Below are 24,480 nucleotides of genomic sequence, written 5' to 3' on the forward strand. Positions count from 1 at the left end.
CTATTCATTGTAAGCAGGTTGAATGACCTGGTTTTTACATTACTATCAGTATCTTTTCATGGTGTCTCAGGTGTTTCCATCTGATACGGGTACTTCTCCTTCGGTTTGTTGTTGTACTTAAAAATTAGTTTATTTTAGTCAGCATGGTCATTGTCCTGGCAATCTAAATTACAGATGCAACTGTGCGACAGGCTGCGCAGGAATGATCATGTAAAAAAAAAAATCCAATCGCAGGAATGATGCATCTTTTCTTCGGTTACAGATCTTTTGCGTACAAAGTGATGATGGGAATCGGATTGCAGGCATAAGGAATAAATTTTGTCATAGTTTTCTTAAATACGTGTAATAATGGTTTTTTATTTTAATTTTGCAGCAGGTTAGCCGTACGTTCAATATGCCAGCAAATTCTTCGTCAGATTCATCAATTTTAGATCAGTTAAGTGCCTATGGGCATAAAAAATTGGTTTTCTGTAATGATCCAGATACAGGTTTAAAAGCAATTATTGCTATACATGATACCACATTGGGGCCTGCTTTGGGGGGGACACGGATGTGGAGTTATAGTACCGAAGGCGAAGCATTGGAAGATGCCTTGCGGTTGTCGCGCGGAATGACCTACAAAGCAGCCATAACGGGATTAAATCTGGGCGGTGGAAAAGGTGTTATTATCGGCGATTCCAGAAAAGACAAAACCGAAACTTTAATGCGTAGCTATGGCAGGTTTATCAAAAACCTGAATGGCGAATTTATTACCGCAGAAGAAATGGGTACCAATACACGCGATATGGAATATATCCGTATGGAAACCAATTATGTTACAGGTGTGCCTGAATCGATCGGTGGCGCGGGCAATCCGGCTCCTTTTACTGCGCAAGGTGTTTATTTAGGTATTAAAGCGAGTGTTAAAGAGGTTTTTGGTACAGATATGCTTGCCGGAAGAACCATTGTTGTACAAGGGATAGGTAATGTTGGCGAACACCTGGTTGCGCTGTTGAGAAAAGAAAATGCCGAAGTGTTGATCAGCGACATTAACCAGGAACAACTAACTTATGTTGCCCGGAAGTATAAAGCAAAACCGATCGAGGCAGATAAAATTTTTACAACCGATGCCGATGTTTATGCGCCATGTGCAATGGGTGCTACTGTTAATAACAAAACCATCGAAAAAATGAAATTTGCCATTATTGCAGGTTCAGCAAATAATCAATTAAAAGATGAGGTTTTAGACAGCGAATTACTCTTGAAAAAAGGGATTTTATTTGCGCCTGATTACCTGATCAATGCCGGTGGTTTAATTTCCTGCTATTCGGAATTAACAGGTTTCGGCAAAAAACGTACCGTACAGCTTACGGAGAATATTTACGATGCCACTCGCAGTGTGATTAAATTAAGCAAAACAGAAAATATATCAACAAACATTGCTGCCAACCGGATTGCCGAGAAACGGATTGCAGATGTTAAAAAAATTAAATCGTCATATTAATCATAATTATTAAAAAAGGTTTTAAATAACCGCACTCGTTCTTACATTCATGTTAAACAGAAGGCATTTAAGAATCAAAGCTTTGCAAAATATTTTTGCTTGGCACATGGCAGACAAAAAAGACATTAAAGGTGATTTAAAAACTTTAATGCAAAGCATCGATAGCGTGTACGAAATGTACATCTGGATGTTATCTTTAATGGTAGAGGTTACCGAATTTACTGCTAACGACGCAGCAGAGCGCGCAAATAAGTTTATTAAAACAGCAGAGGATATAAATCCCAATATGAAATTGCTACACAATAAGTTTAGCGTTTTGTTGCAGCAAAACCCTGAGTATGCTTCTGCAATAAAAAAATATAAGGTTGATTGGGGTTTTGATCCTGAAATCCGTAAAACCGTTTACAACTCTTTAAAAGCGTCAAAAGAATATGCCGATTATCTGGCTGATCCGAACGAGAGTTTAGAATCCTCAAAAGATATCATCAAATACATTTTCCGTAAAATCATCTTGAAAAATCAGGGCATTATCCAGGTTTTTGAAGAGAAATTCATCAATTGGCAGGTAGATCACGAAGTGATGAAAGGTATGGTGGCCAAAACCTTAAAAAACTTCACGTCCGAAGATCCCTTCAAAAATAAATTGACCGAAATCAGTGCCGATTGGGTTGAAGACAGCAAATTTGTTCAGGATTTATTTGTTCATACCCTGCAGAATGATGCAAAATACCAGGATATGATTGCTGACCGCACCAAAAACTGGGAATCGGAACGTATTGCCTTAATGGATACTATTTTAATGAAAATGGCCATTTGCGAATTGTTAAACTTTCCATCTATTCCGGTTAAAGTAACCATTAACGAATATCTGGAATTGTCAAAAGATTACAGTACACCGAAAAGTAATTCATTTATTAACGGTATTTTAGACAAAATTTTAGGCGATCTGAAGAAAAACAATACCATTAAAAAGATCGGCCGCGGATTAATCGAAGATTAAAAATGAAAAGAACACTTATCCTGGCTATTGCTGCACTTTCATTTGTAGCATGTCGAAATGCCAATAATCAAACCAATGAAACATCTTCAGCTGTTTCCGTTGGCAGTGATACCTCAAAAACAGCTAAGGTTGCCCCGGCAGATGCACCTGTTATCGTTTTCGAACGCGATATTTTCGATTTTGGAAAATTAACGCAGGGCGAAAAAGTGAAGCACGATTTTAAGTTTAAAAATACGGGTAAGAGTCCGCTTATCGTTTCTAATGCAACAGCAACCTGTGGCTGCACGATTCCGCAGGTACCAGGCGAGCCTATTTTGCCAGGTAAAGAAGGTGTAATCAGTGTTGTTTTTAATAGCGAAGGCAAAATGGGCATGCAAGATAAGGTAATCACGGTAACGTCAAATGCAAATCCAGCGGTAAGTACTGTTCATTTGGTAGGAGAGGTGCTGGAAAAAAAATAAATCGGTACTTGTGCTTATAGCATAGTCCGTAATCATCAGAATTCACAAAACAACAAATCAATAAGAAATGACATTAACATTAATTTTAGATGCAGCAGCAGGTGGTAGTAATATGCTATCTACAGTTGTACCAATGGTATTGATCATGGTAGTTTTCTACTTTTTCATGATCCGTCCACAAGTTAAAAAAGCTAAAGACCATAAAAAACTGGTTGAAGAATTAAAAAAAGGAGATAAAATCGTTACGACCGCTGGTATCCACGGCCGCATCGCAGATATGAACGAAACCACTTTTTTAATTGAGGTTGAAGGTGGCGTAAAGATCCGTTTCGATAAATCGGCTGTTTCTTTAGATGCAACTAAAGCGGTGATTGCACCGAAAGCTTAATAAATTAATAAAATTTAAGTGCAGTCCCGAAAACTTTCGGGACTGTTTTTGTTTTATTACATTTGATTAAATGCATTTTCGAAAAATGTTTTTCCGGCTTACCGTTCATATTTAATTTATTATGCCCTTCATTACGTTAACGAAGATTGAAAAAAGACGTGTTTTTAGCTTGTTGGCCTGCCTTCTGCTGGCTGTGGCAGCATGGCTTTTTATGGCATTAAATAACAAGTATGTTTACGTAGCCAAAACGGTATTGGTTTTTAAAAATAGTCCCACTAAAAGAGCATTTTATCCTTTACAGTCTGATACGATAGATTTACAGGTAGAAGGGACGGGTTGGCAGCTGCTTTTTGCCCGTTTAAGAATTAATCCCCCTTCTGTTTCGGTTAGCCTGAGTCAGCTCAATACTAAAGACTTTATCGTCTTTTCCGATCAGCTTTTTAATATCAACAGGCAGTTGGAAAGTACGCAAAAGGTAATTTCGGTTAAACCCGATACCCTTTATTTTGATTTTACCAAAAGGATAGTCAAAAAAGTTCCGGTAAAATTGATTGATAAATTGGGTTTTGCAAAACAATATGGACGGTCAGGCGATGTGATCCTCAATCCCAAGTATGTAAAAGTTGCCGGTCCTTTAGAGGAGCTTTCAAAAATTACATTTTGGCCAACTGACACCCTCAAACAGAATAAAATACAGAGCAGTATTGTTACCAGAGTAGCTTTACAGCACAGCATCCACAAAAATGTAAGCATTTACCCATCATCCGTTGAAGTTAAACTTCCTGTAGATGAATTTACGGAAAAAACCATCGAGATACCCTTAAAAATCACCAATAACCGCAATTACAACAGCATTAAACTTTATCCCAAAAAAGTTAAGGTTACTTTTTTAGTCGCTTTGAGCAATTATGATCAGGTAGATGAAAGTTTTATTACCGCAACCATTGATGTGGATGAATGGCAAAATTTAGGGCATCATCAGTTTACGGTCAAGATAACCGAATTTCCGGATTATTGTAAACTGGTTAGCGTAAAACCTTCCAAAATAGATTTTATTGTAGATAAATAATGTATAAAGTAGGCATAACAGGTGGTATTGGCAGCGGCAAAACAACAGCCTGCAAGGTTTTTGAGGTATTGGGAATTCCGGTGTTTTACGCTGATATTGTTGCCAAGGAAATCATGCATAAAGATGTTTTGTTGGTAGCGGGAATCAAATCTGCTTTCGGCAAAGAAAGTTATTTTGATGATGGGAAACTGAACAATAAATATATTGCAGGCATTGTTTTTAATGACGAGGAGGCACTGGCAAAATTAAATGCGTTGGTTCATCCGGCAGTATTTCGGGCTTTTGATGCCTGGGAAGAAACCATACCTGAAAATGTACCTTATACAATTAAAGAAGCCGCCCTTCTTTTTGAAAGTAGTTCTTACAAGATGTGTGATACGACTATTCTGGTTACTGCACCATATGAAATTAAACTGGCAAGGGTGATGAAACGCGACGGTGTTTCAGCGGAACAGGTTAAAGCGCGTATGGACAAACAGCTTAATGACGAAGAGAAATCTAAACTGGCCAATCATTTTATTGTAAATGATGAGCAACAATCTATCATCGGGCAGGTATTAAGCTTGCATCAGCAATTTTTGAAGGCTGCAGAAGTCCTTAAGCTTACCAATGAATAACGCTCTACTCCAATCATATTATCCTTAAATTGTCTCATTCCAGTATGATTTTAGCAGATTTTATTGCCGTTACCCCGATGGGTTTATATTGTATTTACGGCGATTTTTATCTTGATCCACAGCAGCCGGTTAAAGAAGCGGTGGTTTCGCATGCCCATGGAGATCATGCTATCGGTGGGAGCCAGAACGTATATTGCACCGCTGCTACGGCAACTTTTATGAAACACCGGTACCGTAAATTTGCGGCGGCTGATTTTTTTACCAAAAGTTATCATGAATCTTTTAAAATAAAAGAGGTTTCCATAACTTTTTATTCTGCCGGACATATTTTAGGATCTGCCCAAGTACTGATGGAATACAAAGGGACAAAATATCTTTATACCGGCGATTATAAGATTGATCCTGATGGCACTTGTGTACCTTTTGAGTTTGTGGAAGCCGATGTTTTGATTACAGAAAGCACTTTTGCCAATCCGGAAACCAAACACCCTTCTGCCATAGCAGAAATCAAAAAACTAAACGGTACCACTGCGAACATTATGCTTGGTGCTTATGCATTGGGTAAAAGCCAGCGGATCATCCAATTGCTCAACCAGCATTGCCCTACAAAAAATATTATGGTTCACCATAGTATAATGCCATTTGTTAAAATATATGAAGATTTTGGCGTGAAAATAGGAAATTACAAAATGTATGATAGAAAGGTGATGAAGAACAACCAAGAACATCAGGTTTACATCGTGCCGCCAATGGTATTTCATAGTTACCACAAGGCCATTAATGTAGTACGTGCCTTTGCTTCCGGATGGAAGAACCTGCAGCAGCGAAACGGGATTTCACTTTATATTTCTGATCATGCTGATTGGGGTGCGATTTTGGAAACCATCGAGAAAGTTAAACCCAGTCAGGTTTGGACTTTGCACGGTGATGGTAAACAGTTAAAAAATTATTTTAAAGATAGACTGGAAGTTAAAATATTAAATTAATCAGTTTTCGTCATTCTGAACTTCCGCCCGGCCAGTCGGACGGGTGTTTCAGAATCTTTAGATACAGATGAACATTCAAGCATTCAATAGTGGCTATGAAAGAAGGGGAAGATTTTTATTTCAATGAAGATGGATTAATGGTCTTTACTGAAACCTACCATTTAAAACGTGGTTATTGCTGTAAAAATAAGTGCAAACACTGTCCCTGGGGTTATGGAAAAAAAAAGAGAAAAAGTAAAGCAGTTTACAGTTTGCAGTTTTCAGTTGCAGTTAGCGGATTGTAATCAGCAGTTTGTCCTTCTGTTATCAATGTCAAAAACGGACATAATAGTAGATGTCGCTTAGTGCGATATCAAATCCCATTGAAACAAGGGTCAGCGTATCAGAAATCTCTTTGTATCCTCTTAACAGCCATTTTTTTTCTTCATTAATGTGATAGGACTGTACAAAAACACATTCCGAATCAATCATGATGTACTCTTTTAAAGATGGAATATCTTTATACAGCTTAAACTTTTTATTTCTGTCGTAATTCTTAGTTGAAGGTGAGAGGATTTCAATAATCACACTTGGCAAAATAGAGGTATCTTCATCAAACTCGCTATGTATTACGCCATTGCAATAAATGGAAATATCCGGATAGGTAAATAATGTATTCTCCGGTATATTCATTCGTTTATCACTTCCATAAGGTCTGCATGGCTTACCCTTTAACTTATTGCCTATTTCCAAAAAAACATTACTGAAAATTTCATTATGATTCTCTCAGGCGCCAGACATGGCAAATATCTCCCCCTGGTAATATTCATGTTTCCAGGTCGATGCTTTTTCCATCTCCAGGTATTCCTCGATAGTATAATGCCTTTGTTGATAGGCTACAGCAGGTTCATTTACAATTTCATCCATATGATAATTTACTAAATCGGTAAGAAAGGTTAATGGTTTAAGTTTCCCAATGGAACTTGAAAACCGAATCAAATTCTATCATTAAATAAGATATGGTTATAAATATCGCTTATTGCCATATCAAACCCCATTGAAACAAAGATTAAAGTATCAGTAATCGCTTTGTATTCTGTCAACAGCCAGTTTCTTTCTTCATTAATATGGTATGATTGTACATCAATAGATTCCGAATCAATCATAATGTATTCTTTTAAAGACGGAATATCTTTATACAGGTTAAATTTTTTATTCCTATCGTAATTTTTGGTGGAAGGGGAAAGGATCTCAACAATCACCGTTGGTAAAATGGAAGTATCTTCATCAAAATCACTATGCATTAAACCATTACAGTATATAGAAATATCTGGATAAGTAAATAATGTATTTCCAGGGATATTCATTCGCATATCACTTCCAAAAGGAATGCATTTAGAACCTTTCAATTTAAAGAAAAGCTGACCGAAAACATTTGAAAATATGAGATTATGGTTAAAGGTTGCACCAGACATGGCAAAGATTTCTCCCTGATAATACTCATGTTTTACTGTTGATGTTTTTTCCATCTCCAGGTATTCTTCAATAGTATAATGCCTTTTTTGGTAGGCTACAGCAGGTTCATTTACAATTTCATCCATATTTAAATTTACGGATGTTTTTTCATAAAGGTCAAAAATATAAACGATTTAAACGTTTAAAAACGGCTATTAGGTGAATGGTTTGAAATGTTTAATTGGTTAACTGAAACTGCTAACCGCCAACGGAAACTGCCGACTGAAAACTGTTAAACTGAATTAGTGTCCGGCAAAAAAACCGATCAATGCTACGCCAATCCCTAACAAAACAGCTATCATTTTACGTGTATTGATTTTATGGTCGGCACTTGATTCGAACAATATAGTGGTGGAAATATGGAGGAAAATACCAATTACAATGCCCATAATTTTGTTAAAATAAGCATCAATACCTCCAATAGTGCCGTTACTTAAACCAACGCTTACATAAAAGCCAAATGGAGCCATAATGGCAAACACAACGAGATAAAATATAATGCTGCTTTTTTTGAAATGATTCTGCAGCAAAATACTGGCCAACGCAAAGGCAGCGGGAATGTGGTGTAACGAAATGCCAAAAATCAATTCGTTATGCTGTTCTTTAGCCAGCGGCATACCCTCCAAAAAAGCATGTAAACATAAGCTGATCATCACCCCGAACGGAAATACATGCCCATCATGATGTTTATGAATGTGGCCATGCTCTACACCTTCTGAAAACTGCTCTAAGAAAATTTGTAACAAGAAGCCGATCAGGATAAAAATACCAATCTGCCATTTGTCCGGCCCGCTGTAGGCATCCGGAATTAAGTGTAATACCGTTATGGCAAACAAATAGGCCCCGCTGAAAGATAAAATCAGTTTAAGTAATTTGGATTTATCGCTTTTAACCAAAAAGATAGCGGTTCCGCCAAAAAAGGCACAGAAAAAGAGTACGCAAAGTTTCCAGATTTCCATAGGTCAAAAATCAGGTTGTAATTTTTTAAATATTCTCGAACAGATTATGCCTATGGTTATGCCTAACAAGGCACCAGTGGCGACATCAACAGGGAAATGAACGCCAACATACACCTGTGCAAAACTGATAATGAATGCCCAGAATATGCCGATAGGTAAAATGGGTTTCCATCTGCTGTAAAAAATGCAGATTAAAAAAACAGCTATCGCAAAATGATTGGTAGCGTGTGCCGACGGAAAACTTAAACCGCTCCCACAGGGTACGCGGTGGATGATATCATTCGCCAAACTTAAATCATTGCAGGGCCTCACACGCGATACCCAGGGTTTTATAAGCCTTGAAGCAATTAAGTCGCCCAAAGCGAAGGTGAACAGCACCATGCCAATGATATAATACCCCTGTTTTTTATACTGCCTGATGCAAAAAATGATGATAAACAGGTAAAGCGGCGACCAAAAGAAACGGTTGCGCATCAACGGCATTAGCCAATCAAAAAAGCTGTTTGAAAGTCCGCGGTGGATTCTCAAAAACAATTCTACATCAAATTGCTGTAAGCTTTCTATCATGCTTTTTTACAGATTAAAATTAACCGGTCTGAACTATTTCCGTCAAAATCAGCTAAGTCATAATCACCAAAGGTTTTTTCGATAACCATGCCTGCTTTACCCAACATGCGTTCAAAATCTTCAAAACTAAAGGCCTGAACCTGCTCTTCAAAGTGATATACCTTTTGCTTATCTTCAAAATTGATCTTTTTGATGATTTTGCCGTCAGTAACATTTTTGGTGATGTGAAAAGTGATGCCATCCAATGATTTGGTCTCGCATAAATTTAAATTCCTGATGATCTTTCCGGTATTGAAATAATCCAGTACCAAAATACCCTCAGCAGTTAAACATTTACAGAAAGTTTTAAGCGCATTGATATGGTCTTTTTCAGTGTCGAAATAACCAAAACTGGTAAACAGGTTTAAAGCCACATCAAAATAATTGATGTAAAACAGCCTTCGCATATCATGAACAAGGAAGTGTAATTTGCTGTTTTCAAATTGCTTTGCGTATTTGATGCTTTGTTCAGATAAATCTATGCCCGTAACATCAAAGCCTTTTTTATTCAGGTAAATAGAATGCCTGCCTTTCCCACAGGCAATATCAAGCATTTTAGCATCAGCTTCAGGGTTTAAAAAAGCGGTAAGCTTATCGATAAAAAATTCAGCTTCAGCATCATTTCTTTGTTGGTAAAGAATATGATAGTATGGCGAATTGAACCAATATTGAAACCACTTGAGCTGCATATAAAAGCTGTTTGTATCTTAAAAAGTTGCAAATATAAGGTTTTACAACCGGTAGTAAAGGTAGAATATTCTTTTATGCAATAATGTTGCAAGAATATTATGGATTGATTTTTTGTATCATCTAAATCAGCTCCCCACATAAAGCTGAAAAATCAACCCAAAATACTGCTCAATTTAATTAAAAACAAATTTGCCTTAACGTATAACTCAGCACTGCAAATGCACTATAGAATTGATCGTACTGGTAGATATAAATACAATGTAAATTAAAGTCATCAGCCAGGTTTAAATAACAGCTATCTTGTTTTTTTTCTTATTTTTGAAGCCTCTAATAAATTGTAAGAAGTGACTTTAATAAAATCGATTTCAGGAATACGGGGAACCATTGGCGGAAGGGCTGGAGACGGCTTAACTCCATTTGATATTGTAAAATTTACAGCGGCTTTTGGTAGCTGGGTGATAAACAAAACAGGCAATAAAAGAATAGTTTTGGGGCGCGATGCTCGGATCTCTGGCGAGATGGTGAACAACCTGGTCATCGGAACGCTACAGGGTTTAGGTATTGAAGTAGTCGATTTAGGCTTATCCACTACACCAACTGTAGAAATCGCCGTTCCTGATGAAAATGCAGGAGGTGGAATTATTTTGACCGCAAGCCATAACCCCAAGCAATGGAATGCCTTAAAATTGTTAAACGCCAGTGGAGAGTTTATTAGTGATACCGACGGAAAGGAAGTTTTAGATTTAGCTGAAAGTGCTGATTTCGATTTTGCCGAGGTAGATAAATTAGGTAAAGTAATCAAAAACGATACTTATGTGCAAAAACACATCGATAAAGTTTTGGCCTTACCATTAGTTGATGTTGAAGCGATTAAAAAAGCTGATTTTAAAGTGGTAATCGATGGTGTAAATTCTACTGGCGGTATTTTTGTTCCGGCCTTACTAAAAGCCTTGGGCGTGAGCAAGGTGGTAGAAATATATTGCACACCAGACGGGCACTTTCCACACAACCCTGAGCCACTGCCAGAAAATTTAACTGAAATATCGAAAGAAGTTCAGAAACAGCAAGCTGATTTAGGTATTGTAGTAGATCCTGATGTTGATCGTTTATGTTTCGTAAATGAAGATGGCAGCATGTTTGGCGAGGAGTATACTTTGGTAGCAGTAGCGGATTATGTATTGAAAAATACACCGGGAAATACCGTTTCGAACCTATCATCAACACGTGCTTTACGCGATGTAACAGAAAAGTATGGAGCAGCTTATCATGCTTCAGCAGTGGGGGAGGTAAACGTTGTTAACAAAATGAAAGCTGTCGAAGCCATTATTGGTGGGGAAGGAAACGGAGGGATCATTTATCCTGAATCGCACTATGGTAGAGATGCCTTGGTGGGGATTGCCTTATTTTTAACACATTTAGCCAAATTTGGTAAATCTATTTCTGTACTTCGGGCCAGCTACCCTCAATATCATATCTCTAAAAATAAGATCACCCTTACGCCGGAAATGGATATCGATCATTTATTGAAGCAGGTAGAAGAGAAATATAAAAATCAGCCATACAGCACAATTGATGGTTTAAAGATAGAATTTGATAAAACTTGGGTACATTTGCGCCGCTCCAACACTGAACCGATCATCAGGATTTACAGCGAGGCAGAAAATGAAACCATTGCCGAAAATCTGGCAAACAAAATTATTTCTGATATTAAAGAAATATTACACCTATAATCTCTAAAACAGATTTTAGGATTAAACATACCTGTTCAGGATTTAACAAGATGATTAAATCCCGGACATTTAAAGCAGAGCGGCCCTAAATAGGCAACTTTGCAACACTAACTTTAAAATATTCATAGAAATGAAAAGGGTCTATTTAGATAATGCGGCCACCACGCCTTTAGATGCAGCAGTAATTGCAGAAATGACAAACGTGATGGAAAACTATTTTGGTAATCCATCTGCCATTCATGCACTTGGCCGCGAGGTGAGAACGCTGGTAGAGAAAGCCCGTAAAACCGTTGCCGGTCTGTTAAATGCCTCTCCATCTGAAATATTTTTTACCTCAGGTGGCACTGAGGCTGATAATACTGCTATCCGTTGTGGCATTTCAGCCTATGGCATTAAACATGCCATCACTTCAAAAATAGAGCACCATGCTGTTGAGCATACTTTAAATACGATGCTTAAAAATAGTGAGATTGATAAGTTAAGTTTCGTTAATATCGATGAAAAAGGAAATATCGATTATAACCACTTAGAAGAACTGCTTCAGAAAAACGGACGCACTTTCGTTTCTTTGATGCATGCCAACAATGAGCTGGGTACACTGACCGATATGGTAAAGGTGGGCGATATCTGCGAGAAATACAATGCCATTTACCATGCCGATACCGTGCAGACCATGGGTCACTACCCACATAATGTACGCGAACTTAAAGCGCATTTTATTGTTTGTGCTGCGCATAAGCTTCACGGACCTAAAGGCGTTGGCTTTTTATATGTAAACAGCAATATTAAAATTCCACCTATGATTTATGGTGGCGCACAAGAGCGTAATATGCGTGGCGGTACCGAAAATGTATATGGAATTGTGGGCCTGGCAAAGGCCCTGGAAATTGCTTATGCAGAAATGGATCAGCATCAATCATATATCCAGGGACTGAAAGATTATCTGAAAACGCAGCTTGTTGCTGAAATTCCCGGAATTGCTTTTAATGGTGAAACGGATGCCGATAAAAGTCTTTACACGGTGCTGAACGTTTCTTTCCCAGAGATGGACATGGCTGATATGTTATTGTTCAATTTGGATATTAACGGAATCTGTGCTTCCGGCGGCAGTGCCTGTTCATCAGGTTCAAACATTGGGTCACACGTGTTAAACGGTATCAAGGCCGATCCAAACCGTCCTTCGGTACGTTTTTCGTTTAGTAAATACACTACTAAAGAAGATTTGGATTACGTAATCGAAAAAGTTAAAATGGTAGTGAAGCAGAATGCTTTAGCATAAAATATTATTAGCCAAATAGGAAGTCCCGTTGTAAGTCGGGACTTTTTTTTGGACAATATTTAATGATGCTTTAGAAAAGCAGATGCAGCTTTTCATTTTAATGTTCGTCCTGCTTTACGCTCATACCTGCCCGTTCGTTCAGGAGCGCGCCTGCAGGCCTTATGCGCCTGTGCCGGTATCCGCTTCAATCAGGTTTAGCTCCGTTAAGTCGCTGCTGCTATTGAAGGCTGTATGTTGCAGGAGATATTTGTTCTGATAGACAAATTCTTTACGCCCAGCGGCCCCAGATAGGATTACCGGCCTCGCCGCCTAAACCTGATCGGAACGAACACGAAGCGCAGCGTGGTAAAGTGGAGAGCAGGACTGCATAGGGCTAAGTAGTACTGCCTTTGCTTTCCAAAAAAAGATTTAGGAAAACTGCATTTCGATACCTCCCAATACAAAGAATAACTTGCAGAGTTCAAAAAATAAACTTATATTTAATCAAACTTAAGGCAATTCGTGCCATTTACCTGTTGTTCCAGAACGAAACCTTATCAAATCCTCATGGTATAAGGTTAAGCAAATTTTAAAATAGCTTTTTAATATAATTAAAATTGTTAACCCTGAAAGCCGCCAGGTTTTCAATAATTTATATCAACATGGAAACGAATCACAACATGCAAAATCTGGAAAACGCAAAAATGGACCGAAAATTAAATGAAGAAAGAAAACACATTTACAGGTTTATCTTCAATCCATTTTCTTTTGAATCTTCAAATCATTTCAATAAAATCCACAAAAGGAGGTTTCATTCTTTCGGGGATATTCATGAATCAGGGAAATTACCTGGGCCGATGTTTTAAGGCCATTCGTCCTTTCCATTTTACTGGTTGTTGGCTCACTAAACGTAACATTGATCGTATTTGGTGAGCTACTCAACATTGCAAACGGTGGGCTAAATAGTGTTTGGATAGCTAAAATCCATTCCAAAAACAACTATTAAAAACAATCTTATTTTTCGCTTGTTCCTATATTAAATCAATTTACAATTACTATGGAAACGAATAAAGAACAAGGTAAAGCTGTTGAGAACGATTTACTGGATAAAACCGCAGAAGATATTAAAGAAGATAGAACTTTAGATGAAAACAAATCATCCAAAGTAACTACCAACCTGTTCAACAAAGACAAAGATCGTAAGAATAATTCTTTCGGACCGGGTCATGAGCCTGGTACAACGCCTGGTGCGGGGATATAATTTTTGTTATTTCAACATCGAAATCATTAAATTTAAACCACGGCATCTGCTGTGGTTTTTTAGCTTAAATCCCAAAAATGGAAAGAAGAAATTTTATTAAAAATTCGGCACTCGCCGTGGCCTTGCTTTCAATGTATAAAACCAATGTTTTTGCACAGCAGGAAAAATTGCGCGCTTATAATTTTAAGCCACTCCGTAATAATGTAGGCATATTTACCGAGCAAGGCGGGACCATTGGCTGGTTAAATTCAAGTAGTGGTTTCGTTGTGATAGATGCGCAGTTCCCAACCACCGCACCCCATGTAATTGATGAGTTGAAAAAGTTAGGCGAAAAACCTTTTAAATACCTGATCAATACACATCATCACGGCGACCATACTGCCGGAAATATTTCTTTTAAAGGATTGGCAGAAAAAATCGTGGCTCACCAAAATTCACTGGTCAACCAAAAAAGAGGGGCAGAGAAAGCCAATAATTTAGATAAACAGCTTTTGCCTGATAGCACTTTTGGTACAAGATGGAGCGCTAAAGTTGGCGACGAAAATATAAAGGCTTATTACTATGGTTCAGGTCATACCAATGGTGATGCCGTTTATCATTTTGAAAACGCCAATATCGTGCATGTAGGCGATCTGGTATTCAACCGTAAATTTCCATACATTGATCGTGAAAATGGTGCCCACATCGGCAACTGGATCACTGCTTTGGAGAAGATTCAGAATCAGTTTGATAATGATACCTTATTTATTTGGGGACATAGTCTTGATCCTGAAAAAGTAACCGGAAGTAAAGCTGATGTAAAAGCTTTTCAAAATTACCTTCAAAACATGTTAACCTATGTAGGCGGCGAAATTAAAGCGGGTAAAAGCAAAGCGGACATCCTAAAAACAACTACCATCCCTAATGCACCTGAATGGAAGGGCGAAGGAATTGAAAGAAGTTTAACCGCTGCTTATGATGAGTTAAAGGGAGCTTAACCTGTCTAACCGCTTCAGAATTTAAAGGGGAGCTGGATTTTGTTTTGAAATCATATACGGGTAGATTCCGTGCAATCTGTGTCTCCGTGGCAAACGCTTTCTTGATATAAATTAACTAAGGCCTTCTTCCCAAATAAAACACCGATAAATGGAGAATTTACCCAAGAAAGACCCTGCGACGAGTTCAGGGTGACAGTATTCTCAATAAATTCAGCTTCGCCAAGCCCTCGGGTTCTAGATTGAGTTGCAGTCTGCCCACGCGCACGACAGCAGTCTGTGTTTATGTGTGCGCATCTGTAATCAAAAATAATTTTCTTGCAAATAAGCATCTCAAATCTTTTTTCAATTTATAAACGTTCTATATTTCAAATAATCCCATCAACGTGATTAAATGAAGATAGGCTTTGATCATTAACGAGTATATTTGCTACCATACAAAATCTGCAGTCCATGGATGATTTTATAGCAGCCCGTTCCCAAATGGCCTTATCATTAGGCTTTCACATCATTTTTTCATGCATTGGCATGGTGATGCCATTCTTTATGGCCGTATCACATTATAAATGGCTTAAGACAAACGATGAGGTGTACAAAAACCTGACTAAAGCGTGGAGTAAAGGTGTGGCGATATTTTTTGCCACAGGCGCGGTTTCGGGTACTATGCTGTCGTTCGAGCTTGGCCTGCTCTGGCCTAAATTTATGGATCATGCCGGACCAATATTCGGAATGCCATTTTCGCTGGAAGGAACAGCCTTTTTTATTGAAGCAATTGCGCTCGGTTTTTTTCTTTATGGCTGGAATAAGTTAAATAAGTGGTTCCATTGGTTTACCGGAATGGTAGTGGGAGTAAGCGGACTAGCCTCAGGAATCCTGGTGGTTGCTGCCAATGCCTGGATGAACAGTCCGGCAGGTTTCGATTTTGTAAACGGACAATACCTGAACATCGATCCTATACAAGCTATGTTCAATAAAGCCTGGTTTAGTCAGGCCCTGCACATGTGTTTAGCCGCATTTACAGCAACGGGCTTTGCTGTAGCAGGTGTACACGCCTTAATGATTTTGCGGAACAGAAATACCCGGTTTCATTTAAAAGCCTTTAAAATAGCGGCTGTATTTGCCTGTATTGCGGCATTGCTGCAACCCGTAAGTGGCGATATTTCTGCAAAAGACGTTGCCAAACGTCAGCCCGCAAAACTGGCCGCAATGGAAGCATTGTACAAAACCGAAAAACCGGCGCCACTATTGATCGGTGGTATAGTAAATGAGAAAGATCAAACGGTAACAGGCGCAATCAAAATCCCGGGGGCTTTGAGTTTTCTGGCACATGGCAATTTCAAAGCTGAAGTTAAAGGCCTGGATCAGATTCCGGAAAATGAGCAGCCACCGGTAGCCATCACCCATTATGCTTTTCAGATGATGGTTGGGATTGGAACTTTATTGCTTTTCATATCCTTAACCTATTTCTTTATTCTTTGGAAAAAGAAACCCCTAACTCAAAAACGCTGGTTATTGAAGTTATTTGTTTTGGCCATTCCGCTTGGCTACCTCGCTTTAGAGGCTGGTTGGGTAGTTACTGAAGTTGGCAGGCAACCCTGGATTATTTACGGCATCATGCGTACCAAAGATGCCGTTACGCCAATGCCGGGTATCGCTTATTCCTTTTATATCTTCTCTGCAATTTATGTTTCGTTGAGTATAATTGTGACATTTTTGCTCTACCGGCAGATTAAAATGGTACCGGTGTTGTATGATAAGCATTCGGGAGATAATCATTAACCAGATCAATTGATAATTTATACACTCCAGTAACCGGTGTAATCATATAAAATATGAAAGACGTTGTAATTACCTTTTTATGCCTGGCCATCCTGCTTTACTTTTTATTGGGTGGAGCTGATTTTGGTGCCGGAATTATCGAACTGTTTACCTCGACAAAAAACAGGAGCAGAACACGCAAAACCATGTACCACGCCATTGGCCCGGTGTGGGAAGCCAATCATATGTGGTTAATTATTGCGATTGTAATCCTCTTTGTTGGTTTTCCGTTTATTTACACCACTATGTCGGTTTACCTGCATATTCCCTTGGCCATTATGCTCATTGGTATTATAGCCCGCGGTACGGCCTTTGTATTTCGCCATTACGATGCCGTAAGAGATGATATGCAGTGGTTATACAACCGGATATTTCGGTATTCGAGCTTTGTAACCGCTTTGTTTTTGGGGATTATTGCAGGAAGTTTGATTTCTGGACATATCGATGCAAGGGCAACCGATTTTTATACGGCCTATATTTCAGGCTGGTTAAACTGGTTTTCGGTTGCTGTCGGTTTCTTTACGGTCTCACTCTGTGGTTTCCTGGCTGCCATCTATCTCATCGGCGAGACGACAGAAGGACATGATAAACGTAGGTTTATTACGAAGGCGATGTTGATGAACGTTGCAGCAGTTGTTTTTGGTGCCATGGTATTTATTGCCGCTCAACGTGATGAAATTCCATTGATTGATTGGGTTTTTAAGAGCAATGTGGGTTTATCGGCAATTATATTGGCCAGTTTTTCATTGGTGTTGTTATGGTACCTGTTAATCAAAGGCAAAACCAAGATTTTACGCATTTTGGCAGGCTTCCAGGTCACCATGATTCTTCTGGCGATAAGTTATGCCCACTTTCCAAATTTTATCCGTTTAAAAAACGGAGATGCAATCTCACTATTAGAAACAGCCGGACCGCCGAAAACGATTTATAGTTTAGGTTTAGCTTTATTGTTAGGTAGTGTTTTAATTTTACCTTTTCTGGGGTATTTGTTCTACAAATTTCAGAAGAAAGAGGAGTAGTTTTCAATTGGAAAACATTTGTTTAGGATACTTCATTCATTTGACCTTTATCAGGGATGATTTTTGGCATTACAACATGCCTGGAATTGCTTCACAAAATCTTTTTCATAACATAAACCCTATTTATATTTTGTTTACTACTATCAACGCTTCATCTTTGCCCTGTATATAATTTTTAATTGAATACTGAATTTTTACATCGGGTCTGAGCGGACCTTTTTTACCCTTCCAGTTTTCCCAATATCTGGTAGAGTAAGCAATACCTATCTTTGATTTCGGTAATTTAAAGCCTCTTACTTCTCCGTAATGGTTGATATTCCCACTGGTTGCTTCACCTATGAGTGTGGCATTGGTATTTTTTTTCAACTCTACAGCATTCATTACAGCTGATGAAAAAGTTTTCTTGCCAATGAGTACGAATAATTTTCCTTTTTTGTTGAGGTAGCTTTTCTTGATCTCGGTTATAAATGGCCATAGAATACCCGAATTTCCGCCACTGTTTTCCCGTATGTCAAGCACTAGCTTTTCGGGCTGATATTGATTAATGGTTTTAAATAATTCATCGTTAAACTGCAGAAAAGGATTGCCAGGATCTTCCTTACAATCATTATAATTTACATATATAGTTTTGAGAGCCGGATTATAGTTAAACCAGTAATTACCTTTTTGCTCTTGAGTATGCAACGCAGTACTGTTTTTATACAATTGCAGGTCAGTAATGTTGTTTCCAGGAACCGCATTAAGCGTTATCCTTTTAGTCATATTATTTTTATCGATTAAAGTAAATTCTGCTTCCTGATCGGAATTTAGAATCCCCAAACCCTTTAAAAATGCAGGATTATTAAGGTATCGCAAAAGACGATCGTTAAAGTAAGATTGATTTTCACTCCATATAACTTCTTTAAATAAGTTGATTATATTGTTTACAGGTATGTTGTTAATGGCAGATAATTTCGAATATAACATCGCTTTATTTGTAGTATCAATCTTTTTTACATAGATACCTTCTTTGAACAACTCGAACTGAATCGGAAGTATTTTAGTGAATTTTCGTTCTATGAAAGTGTGTTCATCACCAATTGCAACGACTAGCTTAAACAATTCAGCACTAAATGAATCGTAATCTAAAGTACCCGTTTTGATTTCAATCATGTCAATCTTTCTGAGGAATGCCAAAGAATCTATTTTAGCAAAAAGATTGATGTGTTTGATTGGTAGAGTTTTTTTAATGTACTCCAGATCTTCGATAAAATCATTTTGCGATAGCGATTGCGAAAAGCACACGTTGATGCTGAGAAAGAACAAAAAGGAGGATAGTATTTTACTGATATTTTTCATTCTGTTTTTTTCTAAAAGACGCTCCTTTTTCAAATAATGTTGCACATCGCATTGCTTTAAAGAAAATCAAAGGAGCACCTGTTTCCAAATGCTCCTTCAAATCATCTTTAAATTCTGTAGCTACAACCCACCTTTTCTGTTCGATTTTGTTTGTACAGGCCAGGTAGCTGGTTTACCGGTACGTTCATTTACCGGTAAATCGGTTGCTTTTTCGTTTGAGGTTCTTTCAGGATCTTCACAAGCCATATAAACCATAATGGCGGCCAGGATCACATTGCTCCTGATCTCATCAAAAACCAATTTGTCGTAACTATCGCGGTTGGTGTGCCAGGTGTAGGTACCATAATCCCAACTGGTAGAACTTAATGAGTAACCCAATGCACCGGCAGCAACAAATGAAGCAAAATCAGAACCGCCTGCGCCCGGTGTTCCCGGAAAAGTGGTTTTGATCTGGTTTTTAATGGTATCTGGTACGGCTGCCAACCAACGGGTAATGTAATCTTTCGATTTCGCAAAACCCTGTCCGCCAATGTTAACTACGCGGCCAGTACCGTTATCCTGGTTAAATAATGCCTGCAGGTTATTTACAATCTCGGGATGATCTTCTACAAATGCCCTCGAGCCATTTAATCCCTGCTCTTCGCTACCCCAATGTCCAACAAGAATCGTGCGTTTTGGATTAGGGTAAAACTTCTTTAAAATGCGCATGGCTTCCATCATTAAAATGGTACCCGAGCCATTGTCTGTGGCACCGCTTGCACCATCCCACGAATCGAAATGCGCTGAAAGCATCACATATTCATTTGGTTTTTGCCTGCCTTTAATTTCAGCAATGGTATTAAAAGTAGGTACGGCTCCCAGTTTTTTGGATGCTGATTCAATCTTAAGCATCGGTTTGTTACCGTTTAAAGCCAAACGATAAACAAGACCGTAATCTTCTACGGATAAATCTAAGGTAGGCACTTTCGTGGTGTTGGCCCCAAAAATCTTATCTACACCAAAACCCTGCGACCAGTTATTAATTACTACAGCAACTGCACCCGCATTTTCTAAAGCTACCGGAAGCGTTTTAGCTGTTAAACCCGTTTTAGCTATACCCGCAGCCCATGCTTTTGCAGCTCCGGCTTTTTCTCTCTTAAATTTTTCAAAAAGATCTTTAGTGGCAAATTCTTCCCAGTTTTTTTCTGGTCGGCCAGAAAGCTGGTTCATGGAAATTAACACAATTTTACCTTTTACGTTGGGTAACCATTTCTGAAAGGATACCGAATCCGTAATTTCCGGAAGAATAATTGCCTCGGCATTAATGGCTTTTCCATTGGTAGATGGACTCCAGGCCAATTGTGTACCTTCCAGTGTGCGTACCCGCGGACTTACCAGATCGATATGGGTGATACCTCTTTCCCAGCCAGCCCATTCACCCCATTTTTCGTTCTTGGCCGAAATGCCCCAGTCGGCATATTTTTTTACTGCCCAATCGTTAGCCTGTTTCATTTGTGGCGAACCAACCAATCGTGGGCCAACAACATCCAAAAGTTCGTGCGCAAGTTTCTCTAATTGAGAGTTTTCATTTACTTCTTTTACAATATTGTCGATTACTTTCCTGTCTTGGGCAAAAGCAAAAGAAGAGGTAAATAGGAGTAAGGTTGGTAAGAGTAGCTTTTTATTCATAATAGGACTTAGTTAATGATCCGCTAATTTAAGGAATAAGGACTGCAGAAATAGATGTTAATGGAAATGTTGCACATAGCAGCAAACCTTTTAGTTTTCTTTTAAAGGCTGAATATTTTTAGGCTGTGGCGGGGAAACTGCCGATCCTAAGCATTACAGAACTACTATAAGCTAAACCTGATCTAGTGGAAAGCCCACAGCGGGGACTTGAAACAAAAAGCAGGGCTGAATAACCGATTTATTCAAGCCCTGCTTTTTGTTATAACGTTTATTTCGTCATTGAAGACTTTCGCTAATCACCAATGACTTAATGGATCAACTTAATTATTCATCATTTTAATAAAAGCGCCCAATTTTGCTTTCATGGCTCTTCTATCTACAATAAAATCGAGGAAACCATGTTCCAAAACGAATTCTGATGTCTGGAAACCTTTAGGTAAATCTTTTTTGATGGTTTCCTTGATTACTCTTGGGCCTGCAAATCCAATTAAAGCACCTGGTTCAGCAATATTAATATCACCAAGCATGGCATAAGAAGCGGTTACACCGCCGGTAGTTGGATCGGTTAGTAAAGAAATGTATGGAACTTTGGCCTGACTTAATAAAGCCAGTTTTGCTGAGGTTTTGGCCATTTGCATCAATGAAAATGCCGCTTCCATCATCCGCGCACCCCCTGATTTTGAGATCATCAGGAACGGAACTTTATGTTTAATGCTATAATCAATCGATCTGGCAATCTTTTCACCTACAACGGAACCCATTGAACCGCCAATAAAAGAAAAATCCATACAGGCAATTACAATATCTTGTCCTTCGATTTTACCAACCCCTGCCCGGATGGCATCCTTTAAGCCGGTTTTAGCCTGGCTTTCTTTAATCCTATCAGTGTAAGGTTTATTATCGTTAAAATTTAAAGGGTCGCCAGATGTGAGGTTAGGGAACAATTCTTTAAACTCGTTATTGTCAAATAAAACCTCAAAATATTCTTTCGAGCCTACTCTGAGGTGGTAATTGCAATAATGGCAAACATATTTGTTTTCCTGAAGCTCTGCCTGATGTAGCGGTTTTTTGCAATTCGGACATTTATTCCACAAACCATCTGGTGCTTCTTTTTTCTCCTCTGTTGTAGTGATGATACCTTTTTTTTCTCTCTTAAACCAAGCCATATAATTTTTTGAAGAATTGGATTGCAAAGAAACGAAAAATAAAATAAACTCGAACCTTATTGGCCGTAAAAATAGTCATTGGTTCATCTGTTGATAGTTGATTGTCAATGATGAATGTAATTTTTGTCTATTACCTGTTAGAAATCGCAAACTGAAGTGTGTCTTTTTTACACTAAGGATAATGTAATTTTTACACTAAATGGGCCTTATTTTGCTGTCAGGCAAATAATTCTGTTGTTACAAAAGCTTGTAATGTTATTTTTTTTTATAACTTCGGACTTAATAAAATTAACAAGAAATGAGTTTAAAAGGCTACAAAGGCGTAATTTACGGAGATGCCGTTCAAGAATTGTTTGAGCAGGCTAAAAAACATCAGTTTGCTTTACCAGCAGTAAATGTTACCGGTACCAATACGGTAAATGCGGTATTGGAAACTGCAAAGGCAGTAAATTCGCCTGTTATGATTCAACTTTCTAATGGTGGTGCCCAGTTTTATGCTGGTAAATCATTAGATAATGAGAAATTACAGGCATGTATTTTAGGTGCTGTATCTGCAGCTAAACATGTACATTTATTGGCAGAACATTATGGTGTTGCAGTGGTTTTACATACCGACCATGCCGCTAAAAAATTATTGCCATGGATTGATGGATTATTGGATCACGGTGAAAAATTCTTTGCTGAAACGGGCAAACCTTTGTTTTCATCTCATATGTTAGATTTATCAGAAGAGTCTATCGAAGAAAATATGGAAATTTCTGCTAAATACCTGGCTCGTATGGCTAAAATGAACATGACTATCGAAATCGAGCTTGGTGTTACAGGTGGTGAAGAAGATGGCGTGGATAATAGCGATGTAGACAGCTCTAAATTATATACACAGCCTAGCGAAGTGGCTTACGCTTACGAAGAATTGAGTAAAGTTTCTCCCCGTTTTACCGTTGCGGCAGCTTTTGGTAACGTACACGGCGTTTACAAACCAGGCAACGTAAAATTACAACCGGTAATTTTGAAAAACTCTCAGGATTTTATCAAAGATAAATTTAACTTAACAGCCGAGAAACCAATAAATTTCGTATTTCACGGTGGTTCTGGTTCATCCCAGGAAGAAATCAGGGAAGCCATTTCTTATGGTGCAATCAAAATGAATATTGATACAGACATGCAATGGGCATTTTGGGAAGGTATTTTAGAATATTACAAAAAGAATGAGGGTTATCTTCAAGGCCAGATCGGAAATCCAGATGGCGATGATAAGCCAAACAAAAAATATTATGATCCTCGTGTATGGTTACGTAAAGGTGAGGAAACTTTTGTAAAGCGTTTAACTACCGCTTTCGAAGATTTAAACTGCATCAACGTAAACGACAAGCTCTAAGAGGTTAAAAAGTTGTAACGTTGCAACTTTCAATCTTTCCACATTACAACATAAGCGAAAGCGTCATGGAGTTAAAAACTTATGGCGCTTTTGTTTGTTTTATGGTATATTTAAGCAAACAAATTTGTCATGGCAAAATCTAAAAACGATATCAAAAAAAGTAATTTTTTTGAGAAATTTGCGAATGCGGCAACCAAGTTTACGGGTAGTTCTACTGCCTTCATTGCTGCAACTGCAATTGTGATTCTCTGGGCAGTAACCGGGCCAGTCTTTAATTACTCTGAAACCTGGCAACTCGTGATTAATACCGGAACAACCATTATTACCTTTTTGATGGTTTTTTTAATCCAGAAAGCACAGAATAAAGACGGGAAAGCGATACAGTTAAAATTGAATGAATTAATTGCTGCGCAACAGGGTGCAAGCAACCGGATGGTAGATATTGAAGACCTGAGTGAAAAAGAACTAGATCAACTGCATAAATTTTACGTTACGATTGCTACACTTGCCAAAAAAGAGGCCGATATTCATTGCTCGCACTCTATAGATGTAGCGAAAGAATTAAATGAATCGAAATTAAAATCGAGTAAACACTTTAAACACCACGATCATGAGCCTGCACGTTCAAAAAGTTAACCACCCCGAAGATTTAGATAAAGTATTTGCAATCCGTAAAATTGTTTTTGTAGATGAACAGAATTGTCCGCCAGAGCTGGAATGGGAACACGAAGATGACTCAACACATTTTCTGGCAACCATAAACGGACAGCCTTGCGGTGCCTGCAGGTGGCGAAAAACAGATAAGGGTTACAAATTGGAGCGCTTTGCAGTTCTTAAGGAGTTCAGAGGACAGGGGGTTGGCCGTGCACTCATTGCAGAGGCACTTTCTGATCTGCCGGAAGATGCACATTATATTTACTTAAATTCTCAATTGGATGCCATGAGTTTGTACGCCAAGTTTGGTTTTGTTGCAGAGGGGGAGCAGTTTGAGGAGGCTGGCATACAACATTTTAAAATGGTGAAGCAGGTTTGAAAATGATATCGTCATTGCGAGGAACGAAGCGATCTTAATGCGATCGCTAGACTACTAATTAGCTCTTAATTGCTAAGCAGAATT

Annotated in this window: 26 protein-coding genes; 17 read left to right on the top strand and 9 right to left on the bottom strand. The window is 38.4% G+C overall.

Annotated elements, in window-relative coordinates; all coding sequences use genetic code 11:
• Nucleotides 1-394: 394 nt before the first annotated feature.
• The 8 genes from QZ738_RS15170 (at nucleotide 395) to QZ738_RS15205 (ending at nucleotide 6,288) form a co-directional block, all read left to right on the top strand.
• A complete protein-coding gene (locus tag QZ738_RS15170; RefSeq protein WP_293788581.1) occupies nucleotides 395-1,483 on the top strand; it encodes a Glu/Leu/Phe/Val dehydrogenase in 1,089 nt (362 codons plus the stop codon).
• A gap of 49 nt (nucleotides 1,484-1,532) precedes the next feature.
• Nucleotides 1,533-2,483, top strand: a complete 951-nt coding sequence (gene nusB, locus QZ738_RS15175) for a transcription antitermination factor NusB (RefSeq protein WP_293788582.1) — start codon at nucleotides 1,533-1,535, stop codon at nucleotides 2,481-2,483.
• Nucleotides 2,484-2,485: 2 nt separating this feature from the next.
• The gene (locus QZ738_RS15180; protein ID WP_293788583.1) at nucleotides 2,486-2,944 is read left to right on the top strand and encodes a DUF1573 domain-containing protein; all 459 of its coding nucleotides are present in this window, start codon (nucleotides 2,486-2,488) and stop codon (nucleotides 2,942-2,944) included.
• Nucleotides 2,945-3,011: 67 nt separating this feature from the next.
• Nucleotides 3,012-3,332: a preprotein translocase subunit YajC gene (gene yajC / locus QZ738_RS15185; protein ID WP_293788584.1), complete on the top strand. Its 321-nt coding sequence runs from the start codon at nucleotides 3,012-3,014 to the stop codon at nucleotides 3,330-3,332.
• Nucleotides 3,333-3,453: 121 nt separating this feature from the next.
• Nucleotides 3,454-4,401, top strand: a complete 948-nt coding sequence (locus QZ738_RS15190; RefSeq protein WP_293788585.1) for a YbbR-like domain-containing protein — start codon at nucleotides 3,454-3,456, stop codon at nucleotides 4,399-4,401.
• Nucleotides 4,401-5,018, top strand: a complete 618-nt coding sequence (gene coaE / locus QZ738_RS15195) for a dephospho-CoA kinase (RefSeq protein WP_293788586.1) — start codon at nucleotides 4,401-4,403, stop codon at nucleotides 5,016-5,018. Before QZ738_RS15190 ends, coaE begins: the two co-directional genes overlap by 1 nt.
• A 44-nt stretch (nucleotides 5,019-5,062) precedes the next feature.
• Complete coding sequence (locus tag QZ738_RS15200) at nucleotides 5,063-6,004, top strand: exonuclease (protein ID WP_293788587.1); 942 nt, start codon at nucleotides 5,063-5,065, stop codon at nucleotides 6,002-6,004.
• A gap of 95 nt (nucleotides 6,005-6,099) precedes the next feature.
• Nucleotides 6,100-6,288, top strand: a complete 189-nt coding sequence (locus QZ738_RS15205) for a DUF5522 domain-containing protein (protein WP_293788588.1) — start codon at nucleotides 6,100-6,102, stop codon at nucleotides 6,286-6,288.
• Between the two features lie 28 nt (nucleotides 6,289-6,316).
• On the opposite strand, the gene QZ738_RS15210 is transcribed toward QZ738_RS15205, so the two are convergent.
• The 6 genes from QZ738_RS15210 to QZ738_RS15235 all read right to left on the bottom strand — a co-directional run bounded on the left by QZ738_RS15210 (nucleotide 6,317) and on the right by QZ738_RS15235 (nucleotide 9,752).
• Nucleotides 6,317-6,754, bottom strand: coding sequence for a Uma2 family endonuclease (locus QZ738_RS15210; protein ID WP_293788612.1), 438 nt, complete (start codon nucleotides 6,752-6,754; stop codon nucleotides 6,317-6,319).
• Nucleotides 6,755-6,769: 15 nt separating this feature from the next.
• The gene (locus tag QZ738_RS15215) at nucleotides 6,770-6,910 is read right to left on the bottom strand and encodes a hypothetical protein (RefSeq protein WP_293788589.1); all 141 of its coding nucleotides are present in this window, start codon (nucleotides 6,908-6,910) and stop codon (nucleotides 6,770-6,772) included.
• A gap of 68 nt (nucleotides 6,911-6,978) precedes the next feature.
• Complete coding sequence (locus tag QZ738_RS15220) at nucleotides 6,979-7,584, bottom strand: Uma2 family endonuclease (RefSeq protein WP_293788590.1); 606 nt, start codon at nucleotides 7,582-7,584, stop codon at nucleotides 6,979-6,981.
• A 156-nt stretch (nucleotides 7,585-7,740) separates the two neighbouring features.
• Entirely contained in the window at nucleotides 7,741-8,457 is a 717-nt protein-coding gene (locus tag QZ738_RS15225) for a ZIP family metal transporter (protein WP_293788591.1), read from the bottom strand.
• 3 nt (nucleotides 8,458-8,460) lie between these two features.
• Nucleotides 8,461-9,024 carry a phosphatase PAP2 family protein gene (locus tag QZ738_RS15230; protein ID WP_293788592.1) on the bottom strand — a complete coding sequence of 188 codons (564 nt, stop codon included), beginning with the start codon at nucleotides 9,022-9,024 and terminating at the stop codon, nucleotides 8,461-8,463.
• Complete coding sequence (locus tag QZ738_RS15235; protein ID WP_293788593.1) at nucleotides 9,021-9,752, bottom strand: class I SAM-dependent methyltransferase; 732 nt, start codon at nucleotides 9,750-9,752, stop codon at nucleotides 9,021-9,023. The genes QZ738_RS15230 and QZ738_RS15235 overlap by 4 nt, the downstream gene beginning before the upstream one ends.
• 345 nt (nucleotides 9,753-10,097) lie before the next feature.
• On the opposite strand from QZ738_RS15235, the gene glmM reads away from it, so the two are divergent.
• From glmM to QZ738_RS15265, 6 genes are all read left to right on the top strand, one after another.
• Entirely contained in the window at nucleotides 10,098-11,483 is a 1,386-nt protein-coding gene (gene glmM, locus QZ738_RS15240) for a phosphoglucosamine mutase (protein WP_293788594.1), read from the top strand.
• A gap of 130 nt (nucleotides 11,484-11,613) precedes the next feature.
• Entirely contained in the window at nucleotides 11,614-12,762 is a 1,149-nt protein-coding gene (locus tag QZ738_RS15245; protein WP_293788595.1) for a cysteine desulfurase family protein, read from the top strand.
• Nucleotides 12,763-13,798: 1,036 nt separating this feature from the next.
• Entirely contained in the window at nucleotides 13,799-14,002 is a 204-nt protein-coding gene (locus QZ738_RS15250; protein ID WP_293788596.1) for a hypothetical protein, read from the top strand.
• A gap of 77 nt (nucleotides 14,003-14,079) precedes the next feature.
• A complete protein-coding gene (locus QZ738_RS15255; protein WP_293788597.1) occupies nucleotides 14,080-14,979 on the top strand; it encodes an MBL fold metallo-hydrolase in 900 nt (299 codons plus the stop codon).
• Between the two features lie 450 nt (nucleotides 14,980-15,429).
• The gene (locus tag QZ738_RS15260; RefSeq protein ID WP_293788598.1) at nucleotides 15,430-16,755 is read left to right on the top strand and encodes a cytochrome ubiquinol oxidase subunit I; all 1,326 of its coding nucleotides are present in this window, start codon (nucleotides 15,430-15,432) and stop codon (nucleotides 16,753-16,755) included.
• Between the two features lie 53 nt (nucleotides 16,756-16,808).
• Nucleotides 16,809-17,813, top strand: coding sequence for a cytochrome d ubiquinol oxidase subunit II (locus QZ738_RS15265; RefSeq protein WP_293788599.1), 1,005 nt, complete (start codon nucleotides 16,809-16,811; stop codon nucleotides 17,811-17,813).
• A 123-nt stretch (nucleotides 17,814-17,936) separates the two neighbouring features.
• Here the strand turns inward: QZ738_RS15265 and QZ738_RS15270 are convergent, their stop codons facing one another.
• From QZ738_RS15270 to accD, 3 genes are all read right to left on the bottom strand, one after another.
• Nucleotides 17,937-19,151: a S41 family peptidase gene (locus QZ738_RS15270; RefSeq protein ID WP_293788600.1), complete on the bottom strand. Its 1,215-nt coding sequence runs from the start codon at nucleotides 19,149-19,151 to the stop codon at nucleotides 17,937-17,939.
• Nucleotides 19,152-19,271: 120 nt separating this feature from the next.
• The gene (locus QZ738_RS15275) at nucleotides 19,272-20,819 is read right to left on the bottom strand and encodes a M20/M25/M40 family metallo-hydrolase (protein ID WP_293788601.1); all 1,548 of its coding nucleotides are present in this window, start codon (nucleotides 20,817-20,819) and stop codon (nucleotides 19,272-19,274) included.
• 320 nt (nucleotides 20,820-21,139) lie between these two features.
• Nucleotides 21,140-21,985 (bottom strand): acetyl-CoA carboxylase, carboxyltransferase subunit beta, encoded by an 846-nt coding sequence (accD, locus tag QZ738_RS15280; RefSeq protein WP_293788602.1) that lies wholly within the window; start codon nucleotides 21,983-21,985, stop codon nucleotides 21,140-21,142.
• 298 nt (nucleotides 21,986-22,283) lie between these two features.
• Here accD and fbaA point away from each other — a divergent pair, with 298 nt between their 5' ends.
• The 3 genes from fbaA to QZ738_RS15295 all read left to right on the top strand — a co-directional run bounded on the left by fbaA (nucleotide 22,284) and on the right by QZ738_RS15295 (nucleotide 24,396).
• Nucleotides 22,284-23,363: a class II fructose-bisphosphate aldolase gene (gene fbaA / locus QZ738_RS15285; protein WP_293788603.1), complete on the top strand. Its 1,080-nt coding sequence runs from the start codon at nucleotides 22,284-22,286 to the stop codon at nucleotides 23,361-23,363.
• A gap of 129 nt (nucleotides 23,364-23,492) precedes the next feature.
• Nucleotides 23,493-23,999 carry a low affinity iron permease family protein gene (locus tag QZ738_RS15290; protein WP_293788604.1) on the top strand — a complete coding sequence of 169 codons (507 nt, stop codon included), beginning with the start codon at nucleotides 23,493-23,495 and terminating at the stop codon, nucleotides 23,997-23,999.
• The gene (locus QZ738_RS15295; protein WP_293788605.1) at nucleotides 23,974-24,396 is read left to right on the top strand and encodes a GNAT family N-acetyltransferase; all 423 of its coding nucleotides are present in this window, start codon (nucleotides 23,974-23,976) and stop codon (nucleotides 24,394-24,396) included. The genes QZ738_RS15290 and QZ738_RS15295 overlap by 26 nt, the downstream gene beginning before the upstream one ends.
• Nucleotides 24,397-24,480: the final 84 nt, after the last annotated feature.

The sequence above is a fragment of the uncultured Pedobacter sp. genome, from assembly GCF_913776295.1.
Taxonomy (GTDB): Bacteria; Bacteroidota; Bacteroidia; order Sphingobacteriales; family Sphingobacteriaceae; genus Pedobacter.

What these genes read in the sequence shown, in the direction of transcription:
- nusB (WP_293788582.1), top strand. Translation starts at nt 1,533, where the DNA reads ATGTTAAACAGAAGGCATTTAAGAATCAAAGCTTTGCAAAATATTTTT.
- QZ738_RS15215 (WP_293788589.1), bottom strand. Translation starts at nt 6,910, where the DNA reads ATGGATGAAATTGTAAATGAACCTGCTGTAGCCTATCAACAAAGGCAT.
- QZ738_RS15245 (WP_293788595.1), top strand. Translation starts at nt 11,614, where the DNA reads ATGAAAAGGGTCTATTTAGATAATGCGGCCACCACGCCTTTAGATGCA.
- QZ738_RS15190 (WP_293788585.1), top strand. Translation starts at nt 3,454, where the DNA reads ATGCCCTTCATTACGTTAACGAAGATTGAAAAAAGACGTGTTTTTAGC.
- accD (WP_293788602.1), bottom strand. Translation starts at nt 21,985, where the DNA reads ATGGCTTGGTTTAAGAGAGAAAAAAAAGGTATCATCACTACAACAGAG.
- QZ738_RS15180 (WP_293788583.1), top strand. Translation starts at nt 2,486, where the DNA reads ATGAAAAGAACACTTATCCTGGCTATTGCTGCACTTTCATTTGTAGCA.
- coaE (WP_293788586.1), top strand. Translation starts at nt 4,401, where the DNA reads ATGTATAAAGTAGGCATAACAGGTGGTATTGGCAGCGGCAAAACAACA.
- yajC (WP_293788584.1), top strand. Translation starts at nt 3,012, where the DNA reads ATGACATTAACATTAATTTTAGATGCAGCAGCAGGTGGTAGTAATATG.
- QZ738_RS15275 (WP_293788601.1), bottom strand. Translation starts at nt 20,819, where the DNA reads ATGAATAAAAAGCTACTCTTACCAACCTTACTCCTATTTACCTCTTCT.
- QZ738_RS15230 (WP_293788592.1), bottom strand. Translation starts at nt 9,024, where the DNA reads ATGATAGAAAGCTTACAGCAATTTGATGTAGAATTGTTTTTGAGAATC.
- QZ738_RS15225 (WP_293788591.1), bottom strand. Translation starts at nt 8,457, where the DNA reads ATGGAAATCTGGAAACTTTGCGTACTCTTTTTCTGTGCCTTTTTTGGC.
- QZ738_RS15250 (WP_293788596.1), top strand. Translation starts at nt 13,799, where the DNA reads ATGGAAACGAATAAAGAACAAGGTAAAGCTGTTGAGAACGATTTACTG.
- QZ738_RS15220 (WP_293788590.1), bottom strand. Translation starts at nt 7,584, where the DNA reads ATGGATGAAATTGTAAATGAACCTGCTGTAGCCTACCAAAAAAGGCAT.
- QZ738_RS15205 (WP_293788588.1), top strand. Translation starts at nt 6,100, where the DNA reads ATGAAAGAAGGGGAAGATTTTTATTTCAATGAAGATGGATTAATGGTC.
- QZ738_RS15295 (WP_293788605.1), top strand. Translation starts at nt 23,974, where the DNA reads ATGAGCCTGCACGTTCAAAAAGTTAACCACCCCGAAGATTTAGATAAA.
- QZ738_RS15290 (WP_293788604.1), top strand. Translation starts at nt 23,493, where the DNA reads ATGGCAAAATCTAAAAACGATATCAAAAAAAGTAATTTTTTTGAGAAA.
- QZ738_RS15265 (WP_293788599.1), top strand. Translation starts at nt 16,809, where the DNA reads ATGAAAGACGTTGTAATTACCTTTTTATGCCTGGCCATCCTGCTTTAC.
- QZ738_RS15270 (WP_293788600.1), bottom strand. Translation starts at nt 19,151, where the DNA reads ATGAAAAATATCAGTAAAATACTATCCTCCTTTTTGTTCTTTCTCAGC.
- QZ738_RS15235 (WP_293788593.1), bottom strand. Translation starts at nt 9,752, where the DNA reads ATGCAGCTCAAGTGGTTTCAATATTGGTTCAATTCGCCATACTATCAT.
- QZ738_RS15260 (WP_293788598.1), top strand. Translation starts at nt 15,430, where the DNA reads ATGGATGATTTTATAGCAGCCCGTTCCCAAATGGCCTTATCATTAGGC.
- QZ738_RS15255 (WP_293788597.1), top strand. Translation starts at nt 14,080, where the DNA reads ATGGAAAGAAGAAATTTTATTAAAAATTCGGCACTCGCCGTGGCCTTG.
- fbaA (WP_293788603.1), top strand. Translation starts at nt 22,284, where the DNA reads ATGAGTTTAAAAGGCTACAAAGGCGTAATTTACGGAGATGCCGTTCAA.
- QZ738_RS15170 (WP_293788581.1), top strand. Translation starts at nt 395, where the DNA reads ATGCCAGCAAATTCTTCGTCAGATTCATCAATTTTAGATCAGTTAAGT.
- QZ738_RS15200 (WP_293788587.1), top strand. Translation starts at nt 5,063, where the DNA reads ATGATTTTAGCAGATTTTATTGCCGTTACCCCGATGGGTTTATATTGT.